The sequence below is a fragment of the Methanosarcina sp. 2.H.T.1A.6 genome, assembly GCF_000979455.1.
Taxonomy (GTDB): domain Archaea; phylum Halobacteriota; class Methanosarcinia; order Methanosarcinales; family Methanosarcinaceae; genus Methanosarcina.
Genome location: NZ_JJOY01000024.1, coordinates 1 through 26,617, shown reverse-complemented (window position 1 = coordinate 26,617; position 26,617 = coordinate 1). Strand labels below are relative to the sequence as shown.

Below are 26,617 nucleotides of genomic sequence, written 5' to 3'. Positions count from 1 at the left end.
GTAGTTCACGGATGTGTGTAAGAAATTAAAATTCCTTAACAACCTGTATTTCAGGCAGAGACTTTTTTATAAATCTGCCTGAATATATTCCAACCATAATCATCTTTTGAATGTTTAATGAGGTTTTTATAAATATTCGATAAACTTAAATATCAGCTAATTAATTTGTTGTAAATATCAATTATTTATAATTGCATCAGTTGTGGCTGTCAAACAGTATGTTTTCATTATATGAAACTAAAGTAGATCATCAGACGCTTACAGACCGACGCTGTAATCTGGCTATGGTATCCATGCATCTGTACTCTGCAGTTACATGTATGGCGTCCTGGAGGAAGCATGTTAGATGATCAAAAAATAAGAGAAATAAGGCTGTTGATGCTTGAAAGGACAGTACTTTTCAACAAATTGTTCGAAAGAAACGTCTATCAAGAAATATCCCAGGCCAGATTGGACGAACTCGAAAAACTCAGCAAACAACAGCCTCTTGCCATCATAATAATTGGCACGGCAGGAGAAATAATTCCTTCATACCTCGGCCTGTGCATGAATCTGGACAGGAGCAGCCTCTCAAGGATGATAGATTCCCTGGAGAATAAAGATATTGTCAGGAGAAGAATAGACCCAAATGACCGCAGAAGAGTTCCGGTATCCCTTACTGAGAAAGGGAAAAGGTACTATGAGATCCTGAACAAGAAAATGGAAGAAGTTGACACTTTTCTAATGGGACATCTTGAGGAACAGGACATCAAAGATTATGAAGAATGCCTTAAAACAGAGGTGCGGATCATGAAGAAAATCGATTCCGTAAAGGAGGCAGGAAATTGATCCTGGAAAGAATAAATCCCGAAAGAACGGATTCACGCATTAGGTCCTATATGACGGATTCTCCTGATAAAACATTTACAGAACCCGGTCCCCTGCACCCGGGGATCTGAGCAAGCAGTTTTTCAGGGGGTCCTATGAAAAGTATCCTTACCTGATTATTAAATATAATGCTAATCTAAGCCGGATTTCCTCAGTAGATATCAAGATACCAGGAAAATTTTTTGAATAATTTTCATGGAGAAATCAGTTTTGACTAGCTGTGGCTGTGGATTTTTCCTGAAAAACTGCTGATGGTGCTTATGATCTTCCAGTAAAATCTGAATTCTACAAAATTTGAGAATTCCAGTGAGACCTGAGAGTCCAGGTAAAATCTGTCAAAAATAAAGATTGTTCAGAAACAAAAAGAGTAAACGCAGCCTGTAAGGGGGTACTGCCATAAAAAACATATTCGAAAAATTAGGGGTTTTCATCCAGAGTAATCGCCCAACTATAATTGCCGTCATGTTTCTTCTGATCCTGCTGTCCCTTGAAGGGGCACAGATGATTGAGATGGCGTCAGGGACGGAAACTTTTGTCTCCAAAGGCACGCAACTGTATAAAGATTATGATCACCTTTTCAAGAAAAACTTCCAGACCGAGAACATTATAGTGATGGTTGAGGGAACTGAAGTCAAATCTTCAGCCGTTATGAAAGCCGCAGATAGGCTGGAACATAATATGCTGACCGTCCCGGGAGTTCTGTCTGTCACAAGCCCTGCTACCCTGATAAAGCAAATCAATTACAAAGTCTCCGGGAGGGCAAAAGTCCCGGATTCAGATCGGGAAGTCCAGGATATACTTAATATCCAGCCGGGAATGTTCGAATCTCTCATGCCTGACGATACTCATATGGTCCTAGTGATCAAAGTCGCAGGCAGTTCAACTGACCAGCAGAGGGAAGACATCCTTAATGCCCTGGACATTTCCCTGAAAGAAGCCGTTTTTCCCCCTGGCTACGGCCTCATTGTTACTGGTTCTCCCGCCCTGAGGCTTGATATTAACAAAGAAATCAGCCAGAGCATGGGCATCCTGCTCGGGATAGCTTCCCTCTTGATGATTGTCGTGCTCCTCCTGGTCTTCAGGCATGTAAGGTGGGGGCTGCTTCCTTTACCGGTTGTGCTGCTGGGAGTCCTTTTTACTTTCGGGCTTATGGGATATGCCGGAGTGCCCATGACAATGGTCTCTATGGCAGCTTTTCCTGTCCTGATAGGATTGGGGATTGACTATGCTATCCAGTTCCATAACAGGATGGAAGAAGAAATCCGTGCTGGAAAAAGTTCAGGAAAAGCCCTTGTCCTCACCATAAAACACACAGGTCCTGCCGTCTTGATAGCCCTGGCAATGACTGCTCTTGGCTTTATCCCCCTTTTTACCTCCACCATACCCATGATCCAGGATTTTGGGAAATTGCTCCTGATAGGGATTGTCATGTGTTACATCTCTGCGCTCTTTTTCGGGCTGGTAATCCTTTACAGCTTCGACTGGATTTCCAGGACGAATCCATTTGGGTTGTTTAAGAAGAAAAAAGAAGAACTCGATTCCGAAATTGATCCTTCCAATTCTTCCGCGGCAAAGGTGCAGAAGGCCCAAGCTCTTGAAAGATTCCTTATGAAAGTCGCCGACTTTGCCATAGAACATTCACGGGTCATCCTGGTGATTTCCCTGCTTACATGTTTTATGGGGATTTATGTAGACCAGGCAATCCCTATCCAGACCGACATTATTACCGATCAAAGTGTGACGATGATTGACATAATCAGTGCCCTTACAAGTGGGAGGGTATTTATGATAATGTTTGGAATTTTTTTAGGACTGATAGCCCTTTACAGCTTCTACTGGATTTCCAGGAAGAACCCCTTAGGGTTGTTTAATAAGAAAGACGAAAAAATCGAACCCGAAACCGATCCTTCCAATTCTCCAGTAGCAGAAGTCCAGAAAGCCAAAGCCCTTGAAAGAGCCCTTATAAAGATCGCCGACTTTACCATAGAACATTCACGGATCATCCTGGTGATTTCCCTGCTTACATGTTTTGCTGGGATTTATGCAGACCAGTCAGTCCCTATCCAGACCGACACAAATACTTTCATTCCCCAGGACATGCCTTCCCTTGTAAATTATAAACAAATGCAGGACCTGATTTCCGGAACCGGAGACCATCTAAACATTATTCTTAAAGTAAAGGATAACAGTGATCCGGAAGTTCTGAAGTGGATGGATGAGTTTAGCCAGTATGAAGTTAAAAACCGGGGCCATGTGTACGAGGCTACGAGTATTGTAGACCTTTTAAAGGAAAAAAACGGCGGTACCATACCCGAAACCTCTGAAGAAATACGGAAAATATACGGGGAAATCCCGGAAAGTCAGAAAAAAGGATACATACAGGGCAGCCAGTTGCTGACAATTGACCTTGATATAGGGCAGGCCATGGAGAACCTCGAGATAACAGGCATTAAAGAACTGCGGGATATTGTAGGGGAAGACCTACAGTGGCTGCAGCCGCCCCCCGAAGTTACTGTCATTATTACCGGTCAAAGTGTGGCGATGATTGATATTATCAGTGCCCTTACAAGCGGGAGGGTCTTTATGACCATGCTTGGAATCGTGCTGGTGTTACTTGGGCTGCTTGTGGTTTACAGGGACTACGTAAAAGCGCTCTCCCCGATCGTCCCCATGTTTATTGTAGTGGGCTGGTCAGGCCTCGTCATGTCCGGGCTGGGCCTTTCATACACGCCAATGACCGCGGTGCTTGGAGCCCTGATCCTGGGTGTGGGGTCCGAATATTCTATCCTGATGATGGAACGTTACTTTGAGGAAAAGGAAAACGGCCTGGACCCTGTGGAAGCAATCAACCAGGCGATGGCAACCACCGGCTCAGCTCTGATAGCTTCGGGAGCTACAACGGTCTTTGGGTTTTCAGCCCTTATTTTCTCCCCCTTCCCCATCCTGAGCAATTTCGGGCTTGTTACGGTCATTGATGTTTTCCTGGCAATCTTTGTCACCTTCGTGGTCTTCCCACCCCTGATTGTGATGATGGACACTCGCCGGGAGAAGAAAAAAGCAGGAATAGCCTGAGAAAAGGATGAAAACCATGGGAGCGGCTCAGGGATCAGATGCCTTTTTTCAACTCTTTTTTCTTTTTGGTCCGGTCCTTAGCCACTCCATGCACTTACGTTGCAAGCGGAATCCACTTCCTAAATGGAATATTCCCACTTTTTGCAAAAAGATAATATCTGAAAATTTAATTAAAAACTCGAATTGTTTGAATTTTAGGATCCTGTTAGTTGATGACTATTATCTGACGCTCTCAAATACAGCGGTCGTCCCCTGCTACATGGTTAATATTTTGGCATTAGAGCTCTCAGCACGGCTATTGATCACGTTTATATCTACTGTACGCAGACGGGATCAAGCCTTGTACGGCGCGTGAAAAGAAAGAACGTCAAAAAATTGGGGGTCTGCTCTTCACCCCTCCATAAACTCCTTTACTTCCTTCAACATCTCTCTTATCTTAATATTCTGCGGGCAAACCTCCTCACATTCCCCACACTCAACGCAGTTCCTTGCCTTTTCCTCAGGTGACAGAAGGACCCCATACTGGAACCTGGCATTTTCCATATCATCAAGCATATAAACGTCATTCAAATAACTGAGATTCCGCGGGATATTTACTCCCGATGGGCAGGGCATGCAGTATTTGCAGCCGGTGCAGTTGACCTTTGTCCGGGTTCTGTAGATCTCCTTAACTTCTGCGATCAGGCTTTTTTCCTCGGCTGAAAGGGAATTGGGATACCCTTCTTCTGCAATTTTCAGGTTTTCTTTCAGGTGCTTCGGTTCCGACATCCCGCTCAGGACAACACTGATTTCGGGATAGTTCCAGAGGTAGCGAAAAGCCCATTCTGCCGGGCTTCTTATAGTCCCGGCTCCGGCCCATACCTTCCGGGCTGCTTCCGGGGCTTTTGATGCCAGATTCCCGCCCCTCAGAGGTTCCATGATAACGATGGCAAGCCCCTTTTCAGCCGCATATTTCAGGCCCTCGATTCCTGCCTGGTAGTCCTCATCAAGGAAATTGAACTGGATCTGGCAGAGCGCCCAGGGGTAGGCGTCCACGACTTCCTTGAAAACGTCCAGCTCGTCGTGGAAGGAAAAACCGGTGTATTTGATTTTTCCGGCTGCAAGGGCTGAGTCCAGGAATTCGATAATGCCGAGTTCCTTTAGTTTTTCCCAGTAACTCTTCTTTACGGCGTGCAGGAGGTAGAAGTCGATGCAGTCCGTCCGGAGCTTTTCAAGCTGCTCGTTTAAGAAACGGTCCATGTCCTCCCTGGTCTTCACGCGCTTGCAGGAAAGCTTGGTTGCCAGGTGGACTTTTTCCCGGTAGCCATCGGCAAGGGCTTTTCCCAGGAAAACCTCGTTCATCCCTCCGTGATAGGAGTATGCCGAATCAACGTAATTTACCCCGTGGTCAATGGCGTAACGGAGGAGTTCAGTTGCCTTTTCCTCGTCTATTTTCTCGGGCGTTCCTTCGAGAACGGGAAGCCTCATGCAGCCGTAGCCAAGAATCGAGACCTTTTCGCCTGTGTTTCCTAATTTGCGGTATAACATCTTTTTGCCCCGGTGATCGTGTCTGCCCGACAATATGTGGATAATGGCTCTAAACCTTTGCCGCCCGAATTGCGATTCGGGATCACAGGAAATCGGAGATTTTCTGGGAGTTGCTATGTAATCGCAACAGCCCGCAGTCCGTTTCGCTTCGCTCAAGCGGACTATTTTATGGGTTTTAGTAGTTAGTTTTTCTCAAGCTGATAAGAAACACTGTTAAGAGATACTGTTATATCAGATCCTTGCCTATCACATATCGATAATTATGGGGAAGAATATCCACGAAATCAAAGAAGTAAAGGGCTTTTTGCCCAGGTCTGTTGTTTATGCTGAAAAGATAAATGAGGATTTTGGTGAAGGGCTTGCAGGCTTTTACAAAGCTATCTGGGCTGAAAGGGAAGGCGGGCTTTCCATGAAACAGAAGCACCTGATGGTCTTTGCTATCGCCTGCTCCAACAACAACACGGAAAGCGCAGTCAAGATTCTGGAGAGGCTTCATAAATTCGGAGCCACAAGAGCTGAGATCTCGGACGCCATGATGATGGCTGCCTGGACCGGCGGGATTCAGAATTTCACGGATTTCAGTGCAGCTGTACTGAAGGAAATGGAGAAACTGGGCTATTAAAAAGCCATATTTCTCTACTTTTTTATTTCTCTACTTTTTTAGAATCATTTTTAAATCAGTTTGTCGTTTTAGTTATTATAATTCCTATGTAGGTTTATTCTCATGGGAGTATACAATATTTCACTCTCAGAATACTTCCTATAAATATTCCCTCAAATTTCATAAACCTCTCCTCTAAATTCCGTAAAATATTGATTACATATTCGGAGACCGGCAAAAAATGTACTGCACAACTGAAGGAATGAGCAGGATACGTAATCCAGTTCTCTTTAGAGAAGTCCAGAAGATGGATCAGGTGTGGATCAGGCTTGTTGTTGGTATTCCGGTATTTTTTTCCTGGTATGGTGCCTACCAGCAGCTCTTTCTCGGGAAACCTTTCGGGAACAATCCTGCTCCTGACTGGATGATGCTTGTCTTATTGCTGGTTTTCGGGGTTCTTTTCCCTCTTTTATTCTATTCCCTCAAAATGATCACCGAAGTCAGGAAAGATGGCCTGTACGTCCGCTTTTACCCGTTTCATTTTTCTTTCAGATCCTTTCCTTTCGAGACTATCCAGAGTTACGAAGTCATAACCTACAACCCAATCAGGGATTACGGAGGTTGGGGGATACGCTACGGGTTAAAAGGGACTGCATACAATGCAAAGGGTAACAGGGGAGTGCTTTTTGAATTTGCGGAAGGGAGCAAAGTAAAAAAGCTGATGATTGGTTCTCAGGTCCCGGAAAGACTTTCCGAAGCTATTAACAGGGCAATAAAAAAGCAAACTTAAAGGATAATTCTGCCAGTTTTTTCAGGCTTTTAACTCTGTGAGCGCGGAGGCACAGTGGGAAGTTCCCTTCCTCGGAGGGCATCAGCCTGACAGGTGGAGGATGAAAGTACCTCAAGAACAGTTTTAATTTACTTATATATAAATTTTTCCTGGATGTTTCTGCATTTAGCATTTTATCCCAGATTTTCTTTAAGCATTTTATCACTATAGTTAATTTTTGATCATCAACTGTATTTTTAAATTGAATATGATATATAATTCATATTTTTTTTCGGAAAGTTTATTTACTCTGTTTTAGTAGAGAAAAATAAAACGATTTTCAATTAATTAACTTTTAAAGTCAAAAATATTTTCTGTTGAAGGCATTTACTTATTAAATCAGTTTATTTAAAAGACACGTCTTCGGATTAAGGTACGAAATGTATTTTCTGTGAGGTTACTAAAGTATGTGTAAGGTGCCTGTTTCGTATAATAAGGTACTTGCCTGATAAGTACTGTAAGGGATGCATTGATCAGTGCATGTGTCTGGTTAGTTCATACTATAAGGGAGGGATTGTCACGGAACATCCGGAAACAGGTTTAATTTTTAGAGAGGTGCAGGATCTGCACAATAACGTTTTTTTGGTTTCGGTCCTCTATCCTGCTCTTCTGCTCTGGTACGTCGGGGTCTACAGCCTGGTCTTCGGAAAACCTGCAGGGGTTCAGAATATCCCTGACCTCTACATATTAGCTCTCTGGTTTGTATTCGGGGTATTTTTTCCTCTTTTGTTCCACTGTACAAAACATATAACTGAAGTTAGAAGGGACGGAATCTATATCCGTTTGATACCGCTGAATACCTCATTTAAGAAAATCCCTATTTATGTGGTTGAAGATTGCAAGATTCAGGCATATGACCTTTTTACCGGAAAGAATTGCAAAGATACGACTCTTTCCGGGAGAGCAAATTTCTTTGTAACCCTGAAACTCATAACCGGGAAAAGAGTAGTTATCAGCTCTAAGAATCCAAAAGAACTCCATCAGGCGATTATGTCTGCCGTGGCCAGCTTTTGATCAAAGACTAAAGGATTGTGGGATTATAATGGAACTCTTTTACAGGAAGAGAATTATCATTTTTTGAGATGTGACGTAAAGAAGCCCATACATTGACTATAGAATGGTTACATTCGAAACTATAGCCGGGTATTTAAAGTGTAATTAATTGCTGAGTTGACTACAAAAAATGAAAGGAAGAAATTACTTCCTTTCTTTTGCATACGCAACAATTGCGTCCTTGACCCCGTATTTGAAGGCAACCACAATCGCAATTCCCCAAGCTAGCGGCCCGAAGAAGAGGTAGAGGATACTGGTATCAATCAGCATTGTATCCAGGGCAACCAGAACAAGAATGAGAAGCAGGAAGCCCCTGAGGAGGGGAAGAATGATGTCTGTCCCTTCTATATCCATGCTTTTTACAGTAACACTCAGGTAGTCCATTACCAGATCTATAGAAAGAATTCCTATCATCAGGATCAGGATGGCTATGATTACACGTGGCAAATACTGAGTTATATCTATCAACAGTTGAGTAATCATGGTCTGCTGCAGGATATCCGATGCAGCCGTGAGGAAGATCAGGTACCCGAATATTCTAACTATTCCAGCTATAATGCCTGAAGCTGTCAGTCCTCCGGATCTAATTGAAGCTCCGAGAGCTGTCTGTTCAAACTTATCATCCACTCCGGTTGAACTAAGTACCTTCTGGAGTAGGTCGCTGATGAAATCAACAATCAGCAAACCTATGAGCAGGACAATGAGAGCAGAGATCACAAGCGGAATATAGAATATTATGATATCGACAAAGCTGTTCACTACCTCAATATTTAGAAGATCCAGGATGATTATGGCGAAAATGATGTAGACGAACCAGCGGATGACTGCATCAAAAAAGCCGACCGTACTCATCTGTGCTCTTCTTAGCATTCCCCCTATCACCGTTTTGTCGACCAGATCATCGAGTCCGATTTTATCCAGTATCTTTGCTCCGATCTTCCCGAGAGCTTTCCCCAATACTATCCCTACAATAAGAAGAAGAATTATGGCCACTAATGTCGGAATAAATGCTATAAACTGATCAAACATATCGTATAGACTATTCGTAATCTCCGTTTGAACCATATTAATCACCCCTATATCCAGTTTCAAAACTGACGATCTTTCCAAATTCCCCTATTTTTTGGAAAACCTAATATTATATTTATTATAATATTCTATTTAATGGATAATACATAAAATTATCTGCAATTTATCTGCACACTTAAAAACTCATTTCCAGGCTGAGAGTCGGGTTATGCTGAAAATTATAGAACCGGTTTCAATAGCTTAATAATTATATTCCAAGAAAAAAAACCATACATAGGCTTAAATCAGTGAAGTCTTAATTAAATAATATACTTATTTTTATTATAAAGTGAGGCAAAGCCGTGAAACCGGAAACTTTGGGAGGAAGACAATCAAATGTCGGGCTTGCCCCCGGAACTCTTGTCCACGTGGGGGAAAAAAAGGTAGAGAAGGTCGTAATTCAGGCATGGATCTATAACAACGAGAAACTTATCGAAAAAGAACTGCAGACCGTGGAGGAATGTCAGGCTTTAAAAGATCAGCCTGGAATGAATTTATGGATAAATGTCGATGGTCTAGACCGGATTGAGGTTATAGAAAAGCTCGGGAAATATTTTAAGATCCACCCTCTGACTCTCGAAGACATACTAAACACGGGGCAACGGCCCAAGATGGAAGACTATGAGTCCTACATCTACACTGTATTAAAAATGATGCTCCTTGATACAGAAACGGAAGAAATTGTTATTGACCAGGTGAGCATCATCATCGGTCCCAGATACATCCTGTCTTTTCAGGAAAGGGAGGGGGACGTTTTTGATCCTCTCCGGGAAAGGCTCAAAAATCCGGCTTCACGCCTGCGAAAGAACGGGGTGGACTACCTTGCCTACGGCCTTATTGACGCTGTAATCGACAATTATTTTCTGATCCTCGAACACTTTGGGGAAAAGATAGAGGATCTTGAAGATGAACTCGTCAGGAACCCGGCGCCAGATACCCTGAAAATTATCCAGAAATATAAAAGAGATATGATCCTTCTGCGTAAATCGGTATGGCCCCTCAGGGAACTGATTAGCGGCCTACAGAAAGTGGAGTCCGAGCTTATCACGGAGACTACGCAGATTTATCTGAGGGACATTTATGACCATACCATTCAGGTCATAGACTCCATAGAGACATTCCGGGATATCCTCTCTTCAATGGTAGATGTCTACCTTTCCAGCTTGAGCAACAGGATGAATGATATCATGAAAGTCCTGACAATCATCGCCACGATTTTCATCCCCCTTACCTTTGTCGCAGGAGTCTATGGCATGAATTTTGACTATATGCCCGAACTCCGGTGGCGCTGGGGTTACCCTGCAGTCATGCTGAGCATGGCGTTACTGGGAATAAGCATGTTTCTTTATTTTAAAAAGAGAAGATGGGTCTAAACCCCGAATTGCGATTCGGGATCACAGGAAATCTGAGATTTCCTGGGAGTTGCACTGCAAATGCAACAGTACGCGGTCCGTTTCAGCAGAGTTGCGACTTTGCAGTACGCAGCCCTTTTCGCTGCGCTCAAGAGGGCTAATCGATGGGTTTTAGCAGTGAGCTTCGCTCGCTCAAGCAGACTAACTTATGGGTGTTCTAACTTATGGATGTTCTAACTTATGGATGTTCAATACTGAACTTTGCTCAAGAGGTCTAAATAACAGATCTTCTGATCCGTACAACTTTATTCGCCATACCGGGTCTTTCCTGTCACGCTCGACGCAGGAGAGCGGTCTTTCAAAGAAAGAAAGAAAGAAAGAAAGAAAAGCCGAAAAAATAAGAGCTACTGAGGAAGCTTGTAAGTAAGAAATGAGAACCAAACAAGTCAAAGTGACCGAAAAAAAGGCAGACGAAAGCAAAACAAAGCAAATTCTACTTGAAAAACACTTTTTGTCAAATCTCTTTTTTATTTCCCTCTTTTTTGGGAAGGACCGTCAGACAAGCTGGCGGAGATATCCTATAATGCAGGGATTCAAAACCGAACTCCGGGGTCAAGGAAAGTATTTCTCAGCCCAGGGGATATTTTTTCCACAGATAAGTTTCTCTTAATAGCAGTATCGTTTCACCTTTTGTTTTTAATCCTGGCTGGCAGGCCGGTCCTGGCTCCGGGTGGCACAGGGAGAGAGAACTGAAAGCTTCCCTCCAGGGTTCCGGAATGGATCAATTAATCAGGGACCATCTTTTTCTACAATTCTATAAAATTTATTCGAAGTAATTTTTTTATAATAGTTTGAATGTAATATTAAGAAATTTAGAAATTGACTAAAATATGTTAATTGCTGGAATACTATGTACGGCTACTACGATCCCCCATTTTCAGTAGAACAGGAAGGAATTTCTATATCCGTAAAAAAAACAGGAGATGGATGGGTATATAAGAGGACGCTTGGAAAAGATGAAGTGGAAAAGCTCATCCTTGGAGATGGAAAGCGCATTATCATAAATCCAGTTGAACCTCTGAATACTCCGAAAGAAATCACCCCAAATCTGCTGATCGAATTTGAGAAAACACTGCTTCTTGCAGGTGGGGAGAAAAAACGGATTTTTTTGACTTTTCCGGTTGAAATAGGCGTTTTTATCTCGGAAAACGGAAATAAGAGTCCCCAGGTCCTGGATGTGCTCAGCCTTGTGAGGCAGAAATTTACCCTTTACGGAGAGGTTTCGAATGGAGTTGTCTGCAAGCACTGGAAAAGCAGGTTATACTCGTTTTCTCCTTTACTTAATCCCCTGCAGGAAGGAGTTATGGAGCTTACTCTTAGAAATACCTCCTCTGATTGGGCTTCAATCTCAAAAGCTGTTTTCAGTGCATACGGGATGAAACTGTACTATGACGGGGACGTCTTCATGAAAGCCCGTATGGACATCCTCAACAGGAACACGGCTGAAACTGGTTTCGAAATGCAGCCTATTAACGGAGAGATGAAAGGTTATCTTGTGAAAGACCAAAAAATCAGGAAAGAGGCTTTTGGTGTTTACAGCCTCCGGAAGCTTGGCTTTGTACCTCTTAAGTTTTATATGGAGTGGGGCTTTTGATCCTTCCGGACATTAATTTTTTTGATTTTGAGCTGTATCCAACCTCAAAAGGAATTGTTACCCTGGGGGACCTGATAAAGTTTGTTCTCATTCTTTCTTTTTCGGTCCTCCTCTCCAAAGTACTCACAATTTACCTGCGGAGGTCTCTTAAAGACCGGGTCAGTAAGGACGTGGGCGAACCTGTCCTCAAACTCCTTTATTATGGCTCTTTTATTGTCGTTTTCATTTCGATACTTCCCTTAATAGGGTTTGACCCCTCAGGGTTCCTGCTTGCAGGAGGAGTCGCAGGTATCGTCATCGGTTTTGCGAGCCAGAACATTGTTGGAAATCTGGTCGCAGGATGTTTCCTTATGTTTGAAAGGCCCATAAAAATAGGGGACCAGGTAGAAATCAATGGGACAGCTGGCTATGTCACCGATATCCGCATAATCTCAACCCTTATCCGCACCTATGACGGGCTCCTTGTCCGCTTACCCAATCAGCAGGTCTTTACCACAAACATCACAAATATTGTGGGGCACCCGGTAAGAAGGTTTGAATACACAATCAGAATCCGCTATAGCGACGATGCCAGCGCTGCAATATGGCTGATCAAGGACCTTATAGACAAGGAGCCCTTTGCTCTCCTGAGCCCCGCTCCTTCGGTTTTTGTAAATGAGCTTGGAGAAAGCTCGGTAAACATTACTGCCAGGATCTGGGCTCCTGTGAACGAATGGTTCGGGCTGAAAACGAGGCTCCTGTGGAATATCAAAAAAACTCTTGAAGAAAACGGCATAGAAATTCCCTTCCCGCAGCGGGTACTTCATATTAATACGAATTCGGAAAAACCGCCGCAGGTGATTGAAGAGCTGAAAGAAAATAAGTTTGAAGAAAACGAATGCGTGTTGAACTTTGAAGAAAGGGTATTAAACTGAAAAACTGAACAGGTGATTAAGCTTAGTGGCAAAAGGAAAAGAAAAGCAGGCTTTTTAAGGTACAGATTTCCTGATCCCCTTTTCTTCCCTTTTCTTCCCTATTTTCCCCTTTTATTCATTTTTCTTCCCTTTTATTCATTTTTCTTCCCTTTTCTCCCCTGTGCCTCCTTTCCTTTGGCATGAAAATACTGTGATTTGAAAAGTACTTTCATTTCTTTGTGCCTGTTATTTGAAGAATTTCATAAACCCTCAGCAGGAAACCCCTGAGTCTTTAGCTCAGGGGTAATTGACCTTCGTTTTTAATTTCTGACCTTAAGTGCATCCCTGATTGACTTAACTGTAAGGGCTCCGGGTGTTCCTTTCATATTGTGAGGCTGCCAGGTGCCGGATTTAATTTCTTCCGAGTTATCATCATGTTCGTCTTCAAGGAGCAGGATAACCCCTATGTCCTCAGGGACAGTATCTACCATCTTTGCTCCGCAAGCTTTGAGCTCCCCAAGGGCTTCATTTCCTTTTTCCTCATCAAAGGGGACCGTACAGCCCTTTACGACGTTTGTCCGAAAGCCCTTCTCAAGAAAGACAAGAGTATTGTGGTAGATGCAGACCTCATCAACCAGGCCTGTCATGAATACCTCATCAATACCCAGCTCCGAAAGCTCCAGTTCGAGTCTCGGGTTTGTGAAAGCGTTGTAGTGGTCTTTCGGAAGCCTGAGTACAGCAGTATTTCCCCTGCGGAGGGCTTTTTTCACAAGTTCCACTATCGGATCAACGATTGTCCTGCCCAGGGGAGCCACGAGGCTGCCTTCGTATTCCCTGCCTTCATGTTCGTATTTCTCAAACACGAAGTCGTTTGTCATGTCTATGATAATCAGTGCTTTCAAGCTTTCACCCTTTTCTCAGAGTTATCCTTCAATCCATCTCGTCTTTGATCTTCTATTTGCGTTATTTGCGATAAGTTTACCCCTTAAGCCTTTTCTTTGAAGCAACTTTTTCTGGACTAACATGAAAATATAAAAACACTTAATACCTATAATAAATATAAAATATTTAATAGTTTAGTGCTTTTATTAAATAAATATTTTTAATGTAATTTGTTAAAATGTACTGATCATTTTGCGTTTAAGCCAATTATGAAGTTTAATATGTGTTATAATTTTAAAATAATTAAAAAACAAAATAAAACGTATAAAGGGATAAAATGCTAAAAAAAATCATTATATTATTTTTGCTTGCTGCAATATGCCTCTTTCCATGGCAAGCATCAGCAATTTCAGAAAACCTGACTTCGATAGAAAATGGATGTGTAACAGATGAATCTAATTTACCGTCTACATTTGAAATTAATTTGACTGGATCTTTTGAAAATAATGAATCCCAAACTTTTGAAAATTATGAATTAATTCCATCTAAAAATGATTCTTCAGGACTTTTTTCCCTCGCTCCTTTGAATCCCGATTTTGAGGAGTACATTGAAAATGAGGAGCTAAACAAGAATAGAATACTCCTGACCTCAGGTGAGGTTTCTGAAGAAGAAAATTTAGCTACAGGCTATACTCCCGCCCCAGTAGACCTCTCACACCTGAAAGCTGTTGAAAGTCCGGAGGGTTTGAGTAATTATCCTGTTTCTTACGACCTCAGGTCCCTTGGGCGTGTGAGTCCTGTCCGGGACCAGAAGGATGCAGGAAGCTGCTGGACATTTGGAGCTTATGCATCCCTTGAATCTTACATTCTCGGAGCAGAAGGAAAAAACATGGACTTTTCCGAGAACAACATAAAAAACCTGCTTTCGGAGGAGTATCCTGAAGGTTTTGACCGCACTTTTGATGACGGCGGAAACGCCCTTATGACTACGGCTTACTTTGCCCGCTGGAGCGGCCCGGTAAGTGAGACCGATGACCCCTACGACCCTCACTCCAGTGTCTCTCCGACAGACCTTCCTTCCTTAAAACGTATACAGGAAGTGATTTCCCTCCCGGCAAGAAGCGGTCCCGAAGATAATGACCTGATCAAATGGGCCCTGACGAATTACGGAGCCGTTGACACTGTAATTTACTTTTCTTCCGATGCTTATGACGCTGCCAACTGCAGTCATTATTACGGAGGCTCGAACTCTGCAAACCATATGATAGGCATAGTAGGCTGGGACGATTCTTTTGACCGAAACAAATTCACTCCTGCAGCTCCGGGAGACGGTGCGTTCATTGTCAAAAATTCCTGGGGTACCAACTGGGGAGATGAAGGGTTCTTCTATGTTTCGTATTACGATACCGTGATAGGAGGCGAGAATGTTGTCCATACTGCCGAAGACCTCAGTTCCTATTCCCATATGTACCAGTACGACCCCCTGGGATGGGTTGAAAGTATCGGGTCCTCAGGAAGCAACACAGCCTGGGCAGCCAACGTCTTTACAGCCGAAGAAGCCGAGACCCTTGAAGCTGTGAGTTTCTATACCCCTGCCACCGGCACAGGGTACGAAATCTACGTCTACACCGATCCGGTTTCCGGCCCCATAAACCCTGCAGGAGCAGAAAGTTCTGCTAACGGGACAATTGCCTTTGCAGGCTACCATACTGTTTCCCTGGACTCCGGAGTCCCGCTTGAATCAGGACAGAACTTTTCAGTAGTTGTAAAATTTACTACCCCCGGGTATTCCTTCCCTGTGGCAGTTGAATACCCACAGGAAGGATACAGCAGCAAAGCCAGGGCAAATTCCGGGGAGAGTTTCTTCAGCCCGGACGGGGAAAACTGGGTGGACACTGCCCTTGCTGTGGAAAACATGAACGTTTGCATTAAAGCCTTCACAAACCGGAGCGAAGCGGCAGAAGCTGCCTTCACGGCCAATGTTACCTCGGGCCCGGTTCCCCTCATGGTAGAATTTATTGATGCAAGTACGCTCTCCCCCACGGCCTGGCACTGGGACTTCGGGGATGGGAACACTTCTACCGACCGTTTCCCGACCCATAGCTATACCGGAGCCGGAAAGTACAATGTCACACTCCGCGTAGAAAACGAATACGGAAACAGTACTCTTGAAAAAACAGAATGGATCAGTGCGACTGACGCTTCCCTTATCTATGTGGACGATGACGGGCCTGCAGATTTCACTTCCATCCAGGCTGCAGTTGATGCTGCTTCCCCCGGAGCCACAATCATTGTCAGAAACGGCACATATACGGAAAACGTGGATGTTGACAGGGCTGTTACAATCATTTCCGAGTCCGGACCTGAGTATACGGAAGTAAAGGCTGCAAACCCGAAAGATTCCGTGTTTTATGTAACGGCAAATGCAGTTAATATTTCAGGTTTTTCCATCTGCGGAGGGTCTGAATATTATTCTTCTTCCTCCTACGCTACCACCGGCATCTGGCTCTATGAGGCCAGGGACTGCAACATAAGCGGAAACTTACTTTCGGACAATTGCTGTGGAATTTATGTTATCGGTTCAGGGAACTGTACCCTGAACGGGAACAGGGCCGAATCCAATGAAATCGGAATCTATCTGTCTGGGTCGGAAGGAAATAACCTGAGAAACAATAGTATGGAAAACAACTCTTACAATTTTGCAATTCCGGATGCTTCGACTGCAAATGACATTGATAAAAGCAACACAGTTAATGGCAAACCTATCTACTATCTTGTAAACGAAAGCGACCTTATCCTGGATTCAGGTTCGGATGCAGGTACAGTTTATTGTATTGACTGCCAGAACGTGACGGTTAGGGACCTGAACCTCTCCGGAAATTACTATGGGCTTTACCTCTACAATACGGTGGATTCTCACTTTGAGAACATTAGCTCGCCAAAAAACAATTACGGGTTCTACATCAGTGGTTCTACCGGATTAAATTTCACTGACAACAGCGCAAGTTCAAATTACTACGGGCTTTACATTGAAGATTCGGAATGGAAATCCCTCTCAGGCAATAGAATGGAAGGGAACACTTACAACTTTGGAATTGAAGGAGACTGTGCTTCACAAAATGTGCCTGAGGTGGAGTCAAGCAACCTGCTGGATGGAAAGTCCCTGTACATCCTTTCCGGAGTCTCCGACCATGTCCTGGAAACGGGGTCTGATGCGGGTTCTGTTTGTTTGCTTAACTGCCTGAACATAACAGTCCGGGACCTGGTGTTCCGGGACGGACGGTTTGGGGTCTACCTTTCCAGAACGGAAAGAGCAGCAATTGAAAACAATACGTTCTCCGGCAACCGGTACGGAGTGTACCTCGAGGACTCCGGGAACAATACGGTAAAAGAAAATGAATTTTCGGGCAATTCGCGGGGAATTTACCTGACGTCCTCTTCAGGAAACACCCTGGCAAACAACGCCCTGGCCGGAAATTCGGCATGCGGCATCTATCTTTCCGAGTCCGGACGTAACAACATAAGCGGAAACAATGCCTCAGGGAGTTATGCAGGAATTCAGGCAGACTACTCCAATGGCAACACTTTCCTGGAAAACAGTGCTTATAACAATACTCTAGGGCTTTGTCTGTTGGGTTCGGACTACAACACCCTGACAGCAAACACTGCAAATTCGAACAGTGAAAGCGGATTTGACCTGACCATAAGCCAGCACAATACCCTTTCAGGGAACAGAGCTCTGGACAACTTCCGCGGCATCACTCTTCAGGGCTGGACCGGGGAAGCTTTCACTTCGGATAACGTTCTGTCCTCTAACATGGTTTCAAATAACTCGGAACTCGGGATCTGGCTTACTGTAGCCGAAAATAACACCATATACGGAAATTCGTTCCACAACATAAAGAACGTTAAGGACACGGGACATAATGTATGGAATACTACTTCAGGAAACTACTGGAGCGATTATGCGGGCTCTGATGCTGACGGAAATGGGATTGGAGACACTCCTTACGTTATCAACTCCATGACCGGAAGTCAGGATTACCTGCCCATCTGCAGGGAACCGGGTATCCCGCTGACCCTCACTGTGGGTTCCGGAGCCGGGGCTTTTTCCTCAATCCAGGCAGCTGTAGATGCTGCGTGGGAAGGGGATACGCTTCTTGTAAGCCCGGGCACTTATACGGAAAACATAAAGGTGAACAAATCGGTCAGTATCATTTCCTCCTCAGGAAATCCTGAAGATACCATTGTCCGTGCGGCTACTCCTGATGAACACGTTTTCAGCGTGACTGCCGACTCCGTAAACATCAGCGGGTTTACTGTGTCAGGAGCTTTGGAGGAAACCAGGGCAGGGATCTACATGAAAGATACATCAGGCTGCAGTTTAAGCGGGAATGTCATTTCTGGTAGTTATTTTGGGATTCGGGATACACGCAACAGCGGCAGCAACTGTTCAAACAACACTGTTGAGAATAATGTGTGTGGAATCTTTTCTGCTGCTGGGGAAAACAACAAACTGAACAACAACAGAATCTCAGAAAACGAGTTTGGGCTCATTCTTGTTTCCAATTCCAGCGTCCTGAGAAATAATCTTATTTCAGGTAACAAGTACAACTTCGGAGCTTTGCCTTTTATAGCAGGTGTAATCGGGGATATCGATACCAGCAACCTTGTGGATGGCAAGCCCATTTACTACCTTGTAGGGGAATCCGACAGGGTGCTCGATGCTTCTTCCAATGCAGGGACAGTGTATCTTGTTGACTGCGAGAACATAACAGTCAGAGACCAGGTGCTTGAGCATAACATATACGGTATTTATCTTTACAATACGACGAATTCAAGTCTGGTCGGAAACCGTGTGAGTAATAATGATGAAGGGCTCACCCTTTATGATTCTTGCAATAACAGCATCTACAACAATTTCTTCTCAAGCGACTTTCTGAACGTCGAGTTGATGGGGAAATGTTCCGGAAACACCTGGAACGTCAGCAGGACCGAAGGGCCTAATGTTCTCGGGGACCCGTATATCGGAGGCAACTGCTGGGCAAACCCGAAGGGTACAGGCTTTTCCGAAACCACTCCTGACGCAGACGGGGACGGGTTCTGTGACCTCCCTTACGAGATTCCGGGATCCGGAAGCCAGGTTGACAGCCTTCCCCTCTACAACCCTCCCGAAGTTGCCGATGGCGGAGAAGAAGTAGAAGAAGAACACAGGGGGAGTAGCGGGAGCCGGTCAGCCATTTTCAGTGGCGTCTCGGGAGTGCCTTCTGTCAACGTTCAGGGAGTGGATGTTTCCAGGCAGCAGGTACTCGCAGGCCAGCAGGCGGAGTTTACATTCAGTGGCCCCGGATGCAGTGTTACGGGCATCAGTTTTGTTTCAGGGACAAATGCCGGGACAGTGACCGGGAAAGTGGAGACCCTGAACGGCCTGCCAAAAACGATTCTGGATGGTCCGGAAGGCGCGGTTTACCAGTACATGAACATAGTGATCGGAAGCCAGTTCTTTGGGGAATCCGGGACTTTTGAGAGTGCCGTGATTGACTTTAAGGTCCCCCGCAGCTGGATGGAAGAAAATATGATCGATGAAGCAACCCTCGTTCTGAACCGCTTCCATGAAAATGCCTGGGTCCAGCTTTCAACCGAAAAAACCGGGGAAGACGCCGAATTCTTCTACTTCAGAGCAGAAACCCCTGGCTTTTCCTACTACTCGATTACAGGGGAAAAGAAAGGTGCCGTTACTATAACGCCGGCAGAAACTCCAGGCTCCGGAGATGAGGCACAGAAAATAACGGGTAACGAAGTTCCGGAAACGACCTCCGAAGAAAAGAAAAGTCCGGGCTTTGGGCTCGTCTTTGCAGTTTCGGGAATTCTTTCCGTACTGTTCCTGTTGAAAAAGAAGTAAGGAGGATAAAAAAGGAAGACAAAAAACCTGAACTGTTGATATAATGAAGGGAAATCATTTTCCCTTCCACTTTCTTTTTTGATTTTTTTTTCGATAAATGTCGTCCCGCTCGAGTTGGGCCGCCCGAGTTGGGCCACCCGAGTTGAGCTTCGGGATCACAGGAAATCGGAGATTTTCTGGGAGTTGCTATGTAATCGCAACAGCCCGCGGTCCTTTTCGCTTCACTTCGTTTCGCTCAAGAGGACTAATTTATGGATTTTAGCAGTGAACTTCACTCAGGAAGGCTAAATTACGATTTCTTTGACCCATACAACCTTATTCGCTATATTGAGTCGTTTTTGTCCCGGCAGAGTTGCGGCTCTGCAGTGCGCTGTCCTTTTCGCTTCGCTCAAGAGGACCAATTCATGAATGTCTCTAACCTACACAACGTCACCAGCCGCATTATGTCGTTTTTGTCACGCTCGACGCAGGAGAGCGGCTTTCAGACAAAAAATAAGAGGTAAAAAGAGCATGAAAGTGAAAAACTACTGAGAACGCTGTAAGAAACTCTCAGGTAGAAATGACCGGGAAAGCCTATAAGAGACTAACAAAAAATCAACAAAAAATCAACAAGGAAAAGAAACCGAAAACTCTGTAAGTATACCAAACGGAGCAGAATTAAATTCTATCTGAAAAATACTCTTTTTCGACTCTCTTTTTACCTCCTTTTTCTTTCCTCTTTCTTCCTTTTTTTGCAGGGCCGCCAGACAAGCTGGCGGAGGCGTCCGATATTTACCTGTGGGTTGAAAACGGTCTCCGAGGTTCAAGAGAATTATTTGCCGGGGTAGGTGACATTGTTGATTTCAGTTTCTTTTAATACCAGCATGAATTCACCTGCTATTTTTCTTGCATGGCTGGAGAGCTGGCTTCAGCCCTCAGTGAGGGGATAACAATTTCTCAATATTCCGTTTTCACCCTCCGGCAACCGGAGGGATAAGGACCATAACATCCCCGGCTTTCAGTTCGGTTTCAAGCCCTGAAAGAAACTCCATGTCTCTCCCGTTTACCAGGATCCTGATTTTCGGGATCCCACCAGCAGTAGTGCCTGTCGTAGCTTCTTTTAATTCTATCCCGTACCGGTGTTCCAGAGTCCTCATGACCGCTTCCACGGTGTCCCCTGAGTGGATCTCAAGCTCGATTTCGGGCTCTCCGGTGATTTCACGGATAGTCGCAAGGAACTTTATGTGTACTTTCAAGCCTATCTCTCCGGAAAAAGAAATGAATAGATATGAAATGAAATAATGGAAAAAGTGAGAAGGGTGTTCTCAGGCACCTCGTTTGATCCTTCAGATGATCCCGAGTTCCTTCAACTTCCCTTCCGTGGGCTTCCCGTCAACCCAGCCCCTGAGCCTGTAGTATTCGTCGATCATTTCCGGGACATGGGAAATCTGACCTTTGGCGGGACCGGCCGGGATTGGCTCTTCGGTAAGGCGCTTTGGGAGGACGTCTTCATTCCGATCGAGCCCGTACATGTTGTTCATCAGCCTCTCGAGGTTTGTGATCCTCTCCCCGAGTTTCAGGAGCTTGTCTGCGTCAAGGTCAAAGCCAGTAACCGCTGCCAGCATCCCCGAATACTCGGGCAGACCCAGGGCAAACGAGGTAAAGAGGCAGACTACGGAGGAGTTGATGGCTGAGGTCAGGTCCTGGAGGAGAATTGTCCACCTGGGCTTGTCCTCGACTGAGTAGGGGTCGAGCTTTTCTGGCAGGCCCAAAACTTCAGGGGAGATCGTGTAGCCGTAGACGTGGTCACCGCCGCGGTTTGCGGTTGCGTAGTTCAGGCCTATCCCCTGGATTGGGCGGGGGTCGTAGGCGGGCAGTTCCATGCCCTTGACAGCGATTGAGCATTCCGGGGCTCCGTATTTTTCCGCGAGGGCTCTCGAACCCAGGGCAAGGTCAGCTCCGATCCCTGCTCGGTAGGCGGTCCTCCAGATGGCTTCGATCATTGAACCGGGGTCTCCGAAGCGCAGGTTCATGCCGTGAAGTTTTTCCGGCGGGATTTTCCCTTTCTCCACGAGTTCCATGGCACAGGCGATAGTGCCTCCCATGGAGATAGTGTCAAGCCCCAGTTCGTCGCAGAGGTGGTTGGCCTTTATCAGGGCGTCGAGTTCCGTAATCCCGCAGTCGGAACCAAAGGCAAAGATGGTCTCGTACTCCGGGCCTTCGGTATCCCGGACACTGTAGGGCCCATCGGGCACATCGGACTTCCGTCCACAGACAATCGGACAGCCCCAGCAGCCTCCGCGGCCTGTCAGATATTTTTTGACAAGGGTCTCCCCGCTCTGCTCGTCGGCATCCGGGAAGTAGGCTTCCTGGAAGTTCCGGGTCGGGTAGGCCCCGCTTTCGTTGAGGATATTCACAAGAACCGCGGTTCCGTAGGTGTGAAGTCCTCCCTTCGGGCCTGTAATCGGGTTTTCCCTGATGCGCTTCATGGACTCTATGGCTCTATCTTCCATAAGTTCCCGGTTTGCAGGTTCAACCCTCTGGCTCCCGGAAACCACGACCGCTTTTAACTTCTTGCTCCCCATCACAGCCCCTAGCCCCGTCCTCCCTGCAGTTCGGTACTTGTCGTTCATGATGCCGGAAAAGGGGACCAGGTTTTCTCCCGCAGGCCCGATGCATGCAACCGAGGTCTTTTTCAGGTTTTCGCTCCTTTCCGTCAGTTCGTCCGTAACCGCGTGGACCGTCATCCCCCAGAGTTCCGGGGCCGGCACAAGCTCGGCTTTTCCATCCACGATGCTCAGGTAGACCGGCTCCTTTGAGATCCCCCGCACGATTACAGCGTCATACCCTGCAAATTTCAGGAAGGGTCCCCATTTTCCTCCGGAATTCCCGCTGCCCACGGTCCCGGTCTGGGGGGACTTGCTGCAGACGATATGGTAGCGCCCGCTTGTGGGAAACTTTTGCCCGGTAGCAGGTCCGGTTGCAAAAATAAGCAGGTTGTCAGGGTCAAAGGGCTGCATGTCCGATCTGAACTCATCGTACACGAGTTTCAGGCCAAGCCCCTTGCCTCCGAGGTACATCTTTGCCATTTCTTCGTCAAGCGGCGAGTCTTTAAGCTCGCCGCTGTCAAGGTCAACTTCCAGGATCTTTCCAGTATAGCCTCCGGGCATGTGATTCCTCCGATCTGGTATTTTTAACATTAAGGATATAGCAGCCTTTCCGGCTCACTTTATCCGGTTCACTTATTCAGCCTGCTTTGTCAAAAGCTTCCTGTTCGGCCACGCTTTCCAGCTGCCCATTAAAAAAATCTCATCTATATGGCCGAAGCTTCATTAAAATACATTAAAATACATTTGAATATATTTGAATACATTTGAATATATTTGAATACATTTGAACAGATACCTGATTATTTATGTCGAAGTTCCTTAATAAAAGTATTCACGCCTTGGTGATATACTCATGCCTTACATCGGCTCGCGTAATTTTCGGCACTTTTCCCCACATTCCGATGTACTCTCCCTGAATTACGAGTGCGCCTTTTATTCCTGGCACGTCTTTTACGGCTTTAAATGCAGCTTCAATAGATTCCTTTCCGATTCCTACTTCATTCCCCAATGCCGTTGCCGCTGCATCCGCCAGAGAAACGTCATCTGAGAAAATCGCAGCTGCATCCGCCATTCCGAAGCTGATGGAAGGGCCGACTGTCCCTGCCGAGGTGCAGACTCCTGTAATCGAGTCCCGGGGCTCGAAAATTAATCCCAGGTTTTTAATCGGAGATTGTCCTGCATAGATCCCGACCACCACCGGCCGGTCATTGATAAGTGCAATGTCCCCACCGTTATCGACAATAGCGTATTTTGCTCCGGCTTTTACCATTGCTTCCACGGCAAGGGCAGAAATTGTGCCAGCAACCGCACTCATTGGCCCTATTCCCATAGTGTTTCCTGCTTTTACCATCCTGCGGACGACTTCAGGGGCGTTTTTCGGGCAGGCGTAGGGTTCGAGAGTTATCTGAAAATAAGGGTCGGAATGGATGTAAGTTTCAAGGGCTACCCTGTGTACACCGATAGCTGTTTTTGCAGCTTCGATATGAGCCTGATCGTCGGCTGCGATCGTTACTATGGTTTCCTTGAGCCGGAAGTGTTCTTTGATCGGGTGGCTGGCAGGTTCTGTGACCGATTCTTTGGTTGGTTCTTTTATGGGATCTGGCATGCTGGTTCACTTGGGATTTATTGCTTAAAAAAGAAATGCTTTTCTGTCCGGGCTTCCGGAAATGTAACCCAAAATCGAAAAGCTGGCAGACTTAAGGAATTCGATTTAAAAAAGATTTTAGGCGGCTTTTTAAGGTATACCGCCTTTTTTGACCTTTTTTGATTTACTCTGAATCCGACTCTGAGTCTGACTCTGAGCCCGGTTTCAGGAATTTTTCGGATCAGAACTGCAGTTTTTTCATCCTTTCTACAGCTTCTTTTATCCTATCAACGGGCTTGGTGAGGGCAAACCTGATGTAGCCTTCACCGGCTTCTCCGAAGCCGACTCCGGGTGTTGCGACGATTCCGGCTTCTTCGAGGAGGATCTTTGCAAACCCGATTGAGGTAAAGCCTTTCGGGACAGGAGCCCAGACGTAGAAGGTGGCTTTTGGTGGGTTTACTTCAAGGCCCATGGCTTTGAGCCCTTCAATAAGGGCGTTGCGTCTTTCTTCGTAGACCAGGTTGGCATCGTCAACGCAGGCCTGGGAAGAGGAAAGCGCTGCAATGCCTGCGATCTGGATCGCATCAAAGACGCCTGAGTCCACGTTGGACTTAACTTTCCCGAGCCCCTTTATGAGAGCTTTGTTTCCTACTGCAAACCCGAGCCTCCAGCCGGTCATGTTGTAGGTCTTGGAGTGGGAATAGAGTTCCATACCGATATCCATTGCGCCTTTTGCTGCAAGGAAGGAGGGAGCCTCGTACCCATCGTAGGTCATCTGGCAGTAGGCATTGTCGTGCACTGCAATGATATCGTTTTTCTTGCAGAATTCAACGACCTTTTCAAAGAATGCCATGTCCGCGGTTGCTGCAGTCGGGTTGTTGGGGTAGTTAAAGAAGAAGAGCTTAGCCTTTTTCAGGACATCTGCAGGAATCGAGTCCAGGTCAGGCAGGAAGTTGTTCTCAGCCTTCAGCGGCAGTGGATACGGCTCCCCACCCGCAAAAAGAGTCCCGATCTTGTAGACAGGGTACCCTGGCTCGGTATAGAGCACGACATCACCCGGATTGACAAAGGCTAGCGGGATATGTGCAACCGCTTCCTTTGACCCTATCAGGGAAAGGACTTCAGTTGCAGGGTCAAGCTCAATTCCCTTATATTTCTTACACCATTCAGCCGCAGCTTTCCGAAACTCCGGCATCCCTGCATAAGAAGGGTACTGGTGTGTCTTCGGGTCGCAAACAGCTTCGCGCATGGCCTCAACAATATGCGGATGGGTCGGAAGGTCAGGGTCTCCCACGCCAAGGTCGATAACGTCCACTCCCTTTGCAATCATTTCGTCCTTAGCTTCATCAATCGCTGCAAAAAGGTATGGTGGTAATGCGTTTATGCGGTCAGAATACATTGGAAAAGTCACCTGAATATGATTATGAGTGTGTAAGTTCTCATAGTTACGGTATTTGGAATATTAAAAGGTATGGGATAACGAGGAGGTTGACAAATTATCTGATGAATATTAACCTGATGAATATTAACCTGATGAATATTAACCTGATGAATATTAACCTGATGAATATTAACCTGATGAATATTAACCTGATGAATATAGTCCCCTTGTGATGCTTATAATAGACGGGATCAGAAATATAATTAGTTCATATGTTGGTTTAAATCTTAGCTTGCCTGAAGCCCAAAGCTCAGGTTCCTTTATGGGCTAGATGACCTGGAATTTTTCCTTTATATTTTTCGATTCCTGCCATTTTCTATCAATTTGATAGATTTTGATGGATTTTGATAGATTATGATAAACAGAAACTCAGAAATAGAAAAACTCTCTCAATTCTCTGAAAATTGAATTAAACCCTTTTCTTACCCTTCTCTTCCTAAAATAGCCCTTGATCAAGAATTTCATCTTTTTCTGAAGTTAAGGGATTCGGATTTAATTAGAGAAACTGAAAATATTAACCAACTTATCACCTTTATTCACAATGTTCCATATTCTTGCAGGAACAATTATTGTTCTCACAATAATTTTTGACATAGGTGTTGCCAGCTTCCGTTTTTTCACTGAAATACTATTTTTTCTAGCATGAATATTTTTTTAGCATGAATGGTACTGGACATGAAAGATCACCTGAAAAATAAGGGATCACCTGAAAATCAGAAATATTTGGCTTCGATAAGATCTGGCTTTGATAAGATCTGGCTTTGATAAGATCTGGCTTTGATAAGAACGAATGGAAAAAAACGCACATGATATTCTTCGAATAACATGCCCAAAGAATGAAAGTCCTTTTTCCTTACCTTTTTTGATAATAGAACTCCATCATTACCTTGGACAGGAAGGTTGTTTTTACTTTGGTTCTACGAAACCGTCAAAAAACTAACCATTGAATTGCCATCGAAGGCTCAGATGTGACTTTGATCACGGATGCCAAATTGCCTTTGAGGCAATTCTACTGTCCTGGAAATGATGGAGTAATGTAAATTGGAAGGAGAAATAAACAAATCTTGTGGTTTAGACATTCACAAACGTTTTGTTATTGCTACTATCCTCAGTAGATCTGGTGAAAAACAGCAACAGCGTTTTGCCAGAGATGATGATGGGATTTTAAACCTTAAAAATTGGGTAACATCAGAAAAATGTGATATTGTTGCATGTGAATCAGCAAGTGATTTCTGGGTTCCGATTTATGAGGCATTGATAGATCATTTGCCTGTCATAGTTGGAAATGCCAGAGATATGAAGG

The 26,617-nt window shown here is 45.1% G+C and carries 17 protein-coding genes; 10 read left to right on the top strand and 7 right to left on the bottom strand.

Translation table 11 applies throughout. The features are described 5' to 3' along the window. Positions 1 to 339: 339 nt before the first annotated feature. Positions 340 to 828, top strand: a complete 489-nt coding sequence (locus EO98_RS06085) for a MarR family winged helix-turn-helix transcriptional regulator (protein ID WP_048139407.1) — start codon at positions 340 to 342, stop codon at positions 826 to 828. 435 nt (positions 829 to 1,263) lie between these two features. Next, positions 1,264 to 3,939 carry a hydrophobe/amphiphile efflux-3 (HAE3) family transporter gene (locus EO98_RS19115; protein WP_048139409.1) on the top strand — a complete coding sequence of 892 codons (2,676 nt, stop codon included), beginning with the start codon at positions 1,264 to 1,266 and terminating at the stop codon, positions 3,937 to 3,939. Positions 3,940 to 4,329: 390 nt separating this feature from the next. Here EO98_RS19115 and EO98_RS06070 read toward each other — a convergent pair whose 3' ends face one another. Further along, positions 4,330 to 5,466, bottom strand: coding sequence for an aldo/keto reductase (locus EO98_RS06070; RefSeq protein WP_048139413.1), 1,137 nt, complete (start codon positions 5,464 to 5,466; stop codon positions 4,330 to 4,332). Between the two features lie 262 nt (positions 5,467 to 5,728). Between EO98_RS06070 and EO98_RS06065 the strand changes: the two genes are divergently transcribed. The 3 genes from EO98_RS06065 to EO98_RS06055 all read left to right on the top strand — a co-directional run bounded on the left by EO98_RS06065 (position 5,729) and on the right by EO98_RS06055 (position 7,910). After that, positions 5,729 to 6,088, top strand: a complete 360-nt coding sequence (locus EO98_RS06065) for a carboxymuconolactone decarboxylase family protein (protein WP_048139415.1) — start codon at positions 5,729 to 5,731, stop codon at positions 6,086 to 6,088. A gap of 220 nt (positions 6,089 to 6,308) precedes the next feature. Further along, a complete protein-coding gene (locus EO98_RS06060) occupies positions 6,309 to 6,857 on the top strand; it encodes a DUF6141 family protein (protein ID WP_082098492.1) in 549 nt (182 codons plus the stop codon). 519 nt (positions 6,858 to 7,376) lie between these two features. Next, the gene (locus EO98_RS06055; protein ID WP_235283543.1) at positions 7,377 to 7,910 is read left to right on the top strand and encodes a DUF6141 family protein; all 534 of its coding nucleotides are present in this window, start codon (positions 7,377 to 7,379) and stop codon (positions 7,908 to 7,910) included. 183 nt (positions 7,911 to 8,093) lie between these two features. Here the strand turns inward: EO98_RS06055 and EO98_RS06050 are convergent, their stop codons facing one another. Next, on the bottom strand, positions 8,094 to 9,014 hold the full coding sequence (locus EO98_RS06050) for a hypothetical protein (protein WP_048139417.1): 921 nt from the start codon (positions 9,012 to 9,014) through the stop codon (positions 8,094 to 8,096). Positions 9,015 to 9,319: 305 nt separating this feature from the next. On the opposite strand from EO98_RS06050, the gene corA reads away from it, so the two are divergent. The 3 genes from corA to EO98_RS06030 all read left to right on the top strand — a co-directional run bounded on the left by corA (position 9,320) and on the right by EO98_RS06030 (position 12,937). Beyond that, positions 9,320 to 10,390, top strand: a complete 1,071-nt coding sequence (gene corA, locus EO98_RS06045) for a magnesium/cobalt transporter CorA (protein ID WP_048139420.1) — start codon at positions 9,320 to 9,322, stop codon at positions 10,388 to 10,390. 889 nt (positions 10,391 to 11,279) lie between these two features. Then, positions 11,280 to 12,023, top strand: coding sequence for a DUF432 domain-containing protein (locus tag EO98_RS06035; protein ID WP_048139424.1), 744 nt, complete (start codon positions 11,280 to 11,282; stop codon positions 12,021 to 12,023). After that, a complete protein-coding gene (locus EO98_RS06030) occupies positions 12,011 to 12,937 on the top strand; it encodes a mechanosensitive ion channel family protein (RefSeq protein WP_048139426.1) in 927 nt (308 codons plus the stop codon). The genes EO98_RS06035 and EO98_RS06030 overlap by 13 nt, the downstream gene beginning before the upstream one ends. 299 nt (positions 12,938 to 13,236) lie before the next feature. Here the strand turns inward: EO98_RS06030 and EO98_RS06025 are convergent, their stop codons facing one another. Then, the gene (locus EO98_RS06025) at positions 13,237 to 13,818 is read right to left on the bottom strand and encodes a cysteine hydrolase family protein (protein WP_048139428.1); all 582 of its coding nucleotides are present in this window, start codon (positions 13,816 to 13,818) and stop codon (positions 13,237 to 13,239) included. 464 nt (positions 13,819 to 14,282) lie between these two features. Between EO98_RS06025 and EO98_RS17410 the strand changes: the two genes are divergently transcribed. Next, complete coding sequence (locus EO98_RS17410) at positions 14,283 to 19,700, top strand: NosD domain-containing protein (protein ID WP_235283969.1); 5,418 nt, start codon at positions 14,283 to 14,285, stop codon at positions 19,698 to 19,700. 950 nt (positions 19,701 to 20,650) lie between these two features. Here the strand turns inward: EO98_RS17410 and EO98_RS06015 are convergent. The 4 genes from EO98_RS06015 to EO98_RS06000 all read right to left on the bottom strand — a co-directional run bounded on the left by EO98_RS06015 (position 20,651) and on the right by EO98_RS06000 (position 25,272). Next, positions 20,651 to 20,935 carry a ubiquitin-like small modifier protein 1 gene (locus EO98_RS06015; protein ID WP_048139432.1) on the bottom strand — a complete coding sequence of 95 codons (285 nt, stop codon included), beginning with the start codon at positions 20,933 to 20,935 and terminating at the stop codon, positions 20,651 to 20,653. Positions 20,936 to 21,025: 90 nt separating this feature from the next. Continuing rightward, positions 21,026 to 22,879 (bottom strand): aldehyde ferredoxin oxidoreductase family protein, encoded by a 1,854-nt coding sequence (locus EO98_RS06010; protein WP_235284779.1) that lies wholly within the window; start codon positions 22,877 to 22,879, stop codon positions 21,026 to 21,028. 241 nt (positions 22,880 to 23,120) lie between these two features. Then, positions 23,121 to 23,894, bottom strand: a complete 774-nt coding sequence (locus EO98_RS06005; protein WP_048139436.1) for a UPF0280 family protein — start codon at positions 23,892 to 23,894, stop codon at positions 23,121 to 23,123. A 220-nt stretch (positions 23,895 to 24,114) separates the two neighbouring features. Continuing rightward, positions 24,115 to 25,272, bottom strand: coding sequence for an LL-diaminopimelate aminotransferase (locus tag EO98_RS06000; protein WP_048139438.1), 1,158 nt, complete (start codon positions 25,270 to 25,272; stop codon positions 24,115 to 24,117). A gap of 1,083 nt (positions 25,273 to 26,355) precedes the next feature. On the opposite strand from EO98_RS06000, the gene EO98_RS05990 reads away from it, so the two are divergent. After that, positions 26,356 to 26,617: transposase (locus EO98_RS05990; protein ID WP_048139441.1), on the top strand; the 262-nt coding region annotated here is incomplete at its 3' end.

What these genes read in the sequence shown, in the direction of transcription:
- EO98_RS06065 (WP_048139415.1), top strand. Translation starts at nt 5,729, where the DNA reads ATGGGGAAGAATATCCACGAAATCAAAGAAGTAAAGGGCTTTTTGCCC.
- EO98_RS06050 (WP_048139417.1), bottom strand. Translation starts at nt 9,014, where the DNA reads ATGGTTCAAACGGAGATTACGAATAGTCTATACGATATGTTTGATCAG.
- EO98_RS06085 (WP_048139407.1), top strand. Translation starts at nt 340, where the DNA reads ATGTTAGATGATCAAAAAATAAGAGAAATAAGGCTGTTGATGCTTGAA.
- EO98_RS06035 (WP_048139424.1), top strand. Translation starts at nt 11,280, where the DNA reads ATGTACGGCTACTACGATCCCCCATTTTCAGTAGAACAGGAAGGAATT.
- EO98_RS06060 (WP_082098492.1), top strand. Translation starts at nt 6,309, where the DNA reads ATGTACTGCACAACTGAAGGAATGAGCAGGATACGTAATCCAGTTCTC.
- EO98_RS06070 (WP_048139413.1), bottom strand. Translation starts at nt 5,466, where the DNA reads ATGTTATACCGCAAATTAGGAAACACAGGCGAAAAGGTCTCGATTCTT.
- EO98_RS06055 (WP_235283543.1), top strand. Translation starts at nt 7,377, where the DNA reads ATGTGTCTGGTTAGTTCATACTATAAGGGAGGGATTGTCACGGAACAT.
- EO98_RS06010 (WP_235284779.1), bottom strand. Translation starts at nt 22,879, where the DNA reads ATGTTAAAAATACCAGATCGGAGGAATCACATGCCCGGAGGCTATACT.
- EO98_RS06005 (WP_048139436.1), bottom strand. Translation starts at nt 23,894, where the DNA reads ATGCCAGATCCCATAAAAGAACCAACCAAAGAATCGGTCACAGAACCT.
- EO98_RS06000 (WP_048139438.1), bottom strand. Translation starts at nt 25,272, where the DNA reads ATGTATTCTGACCGCATAAACGCATTACCACCATACCTTTTTGCAGCG.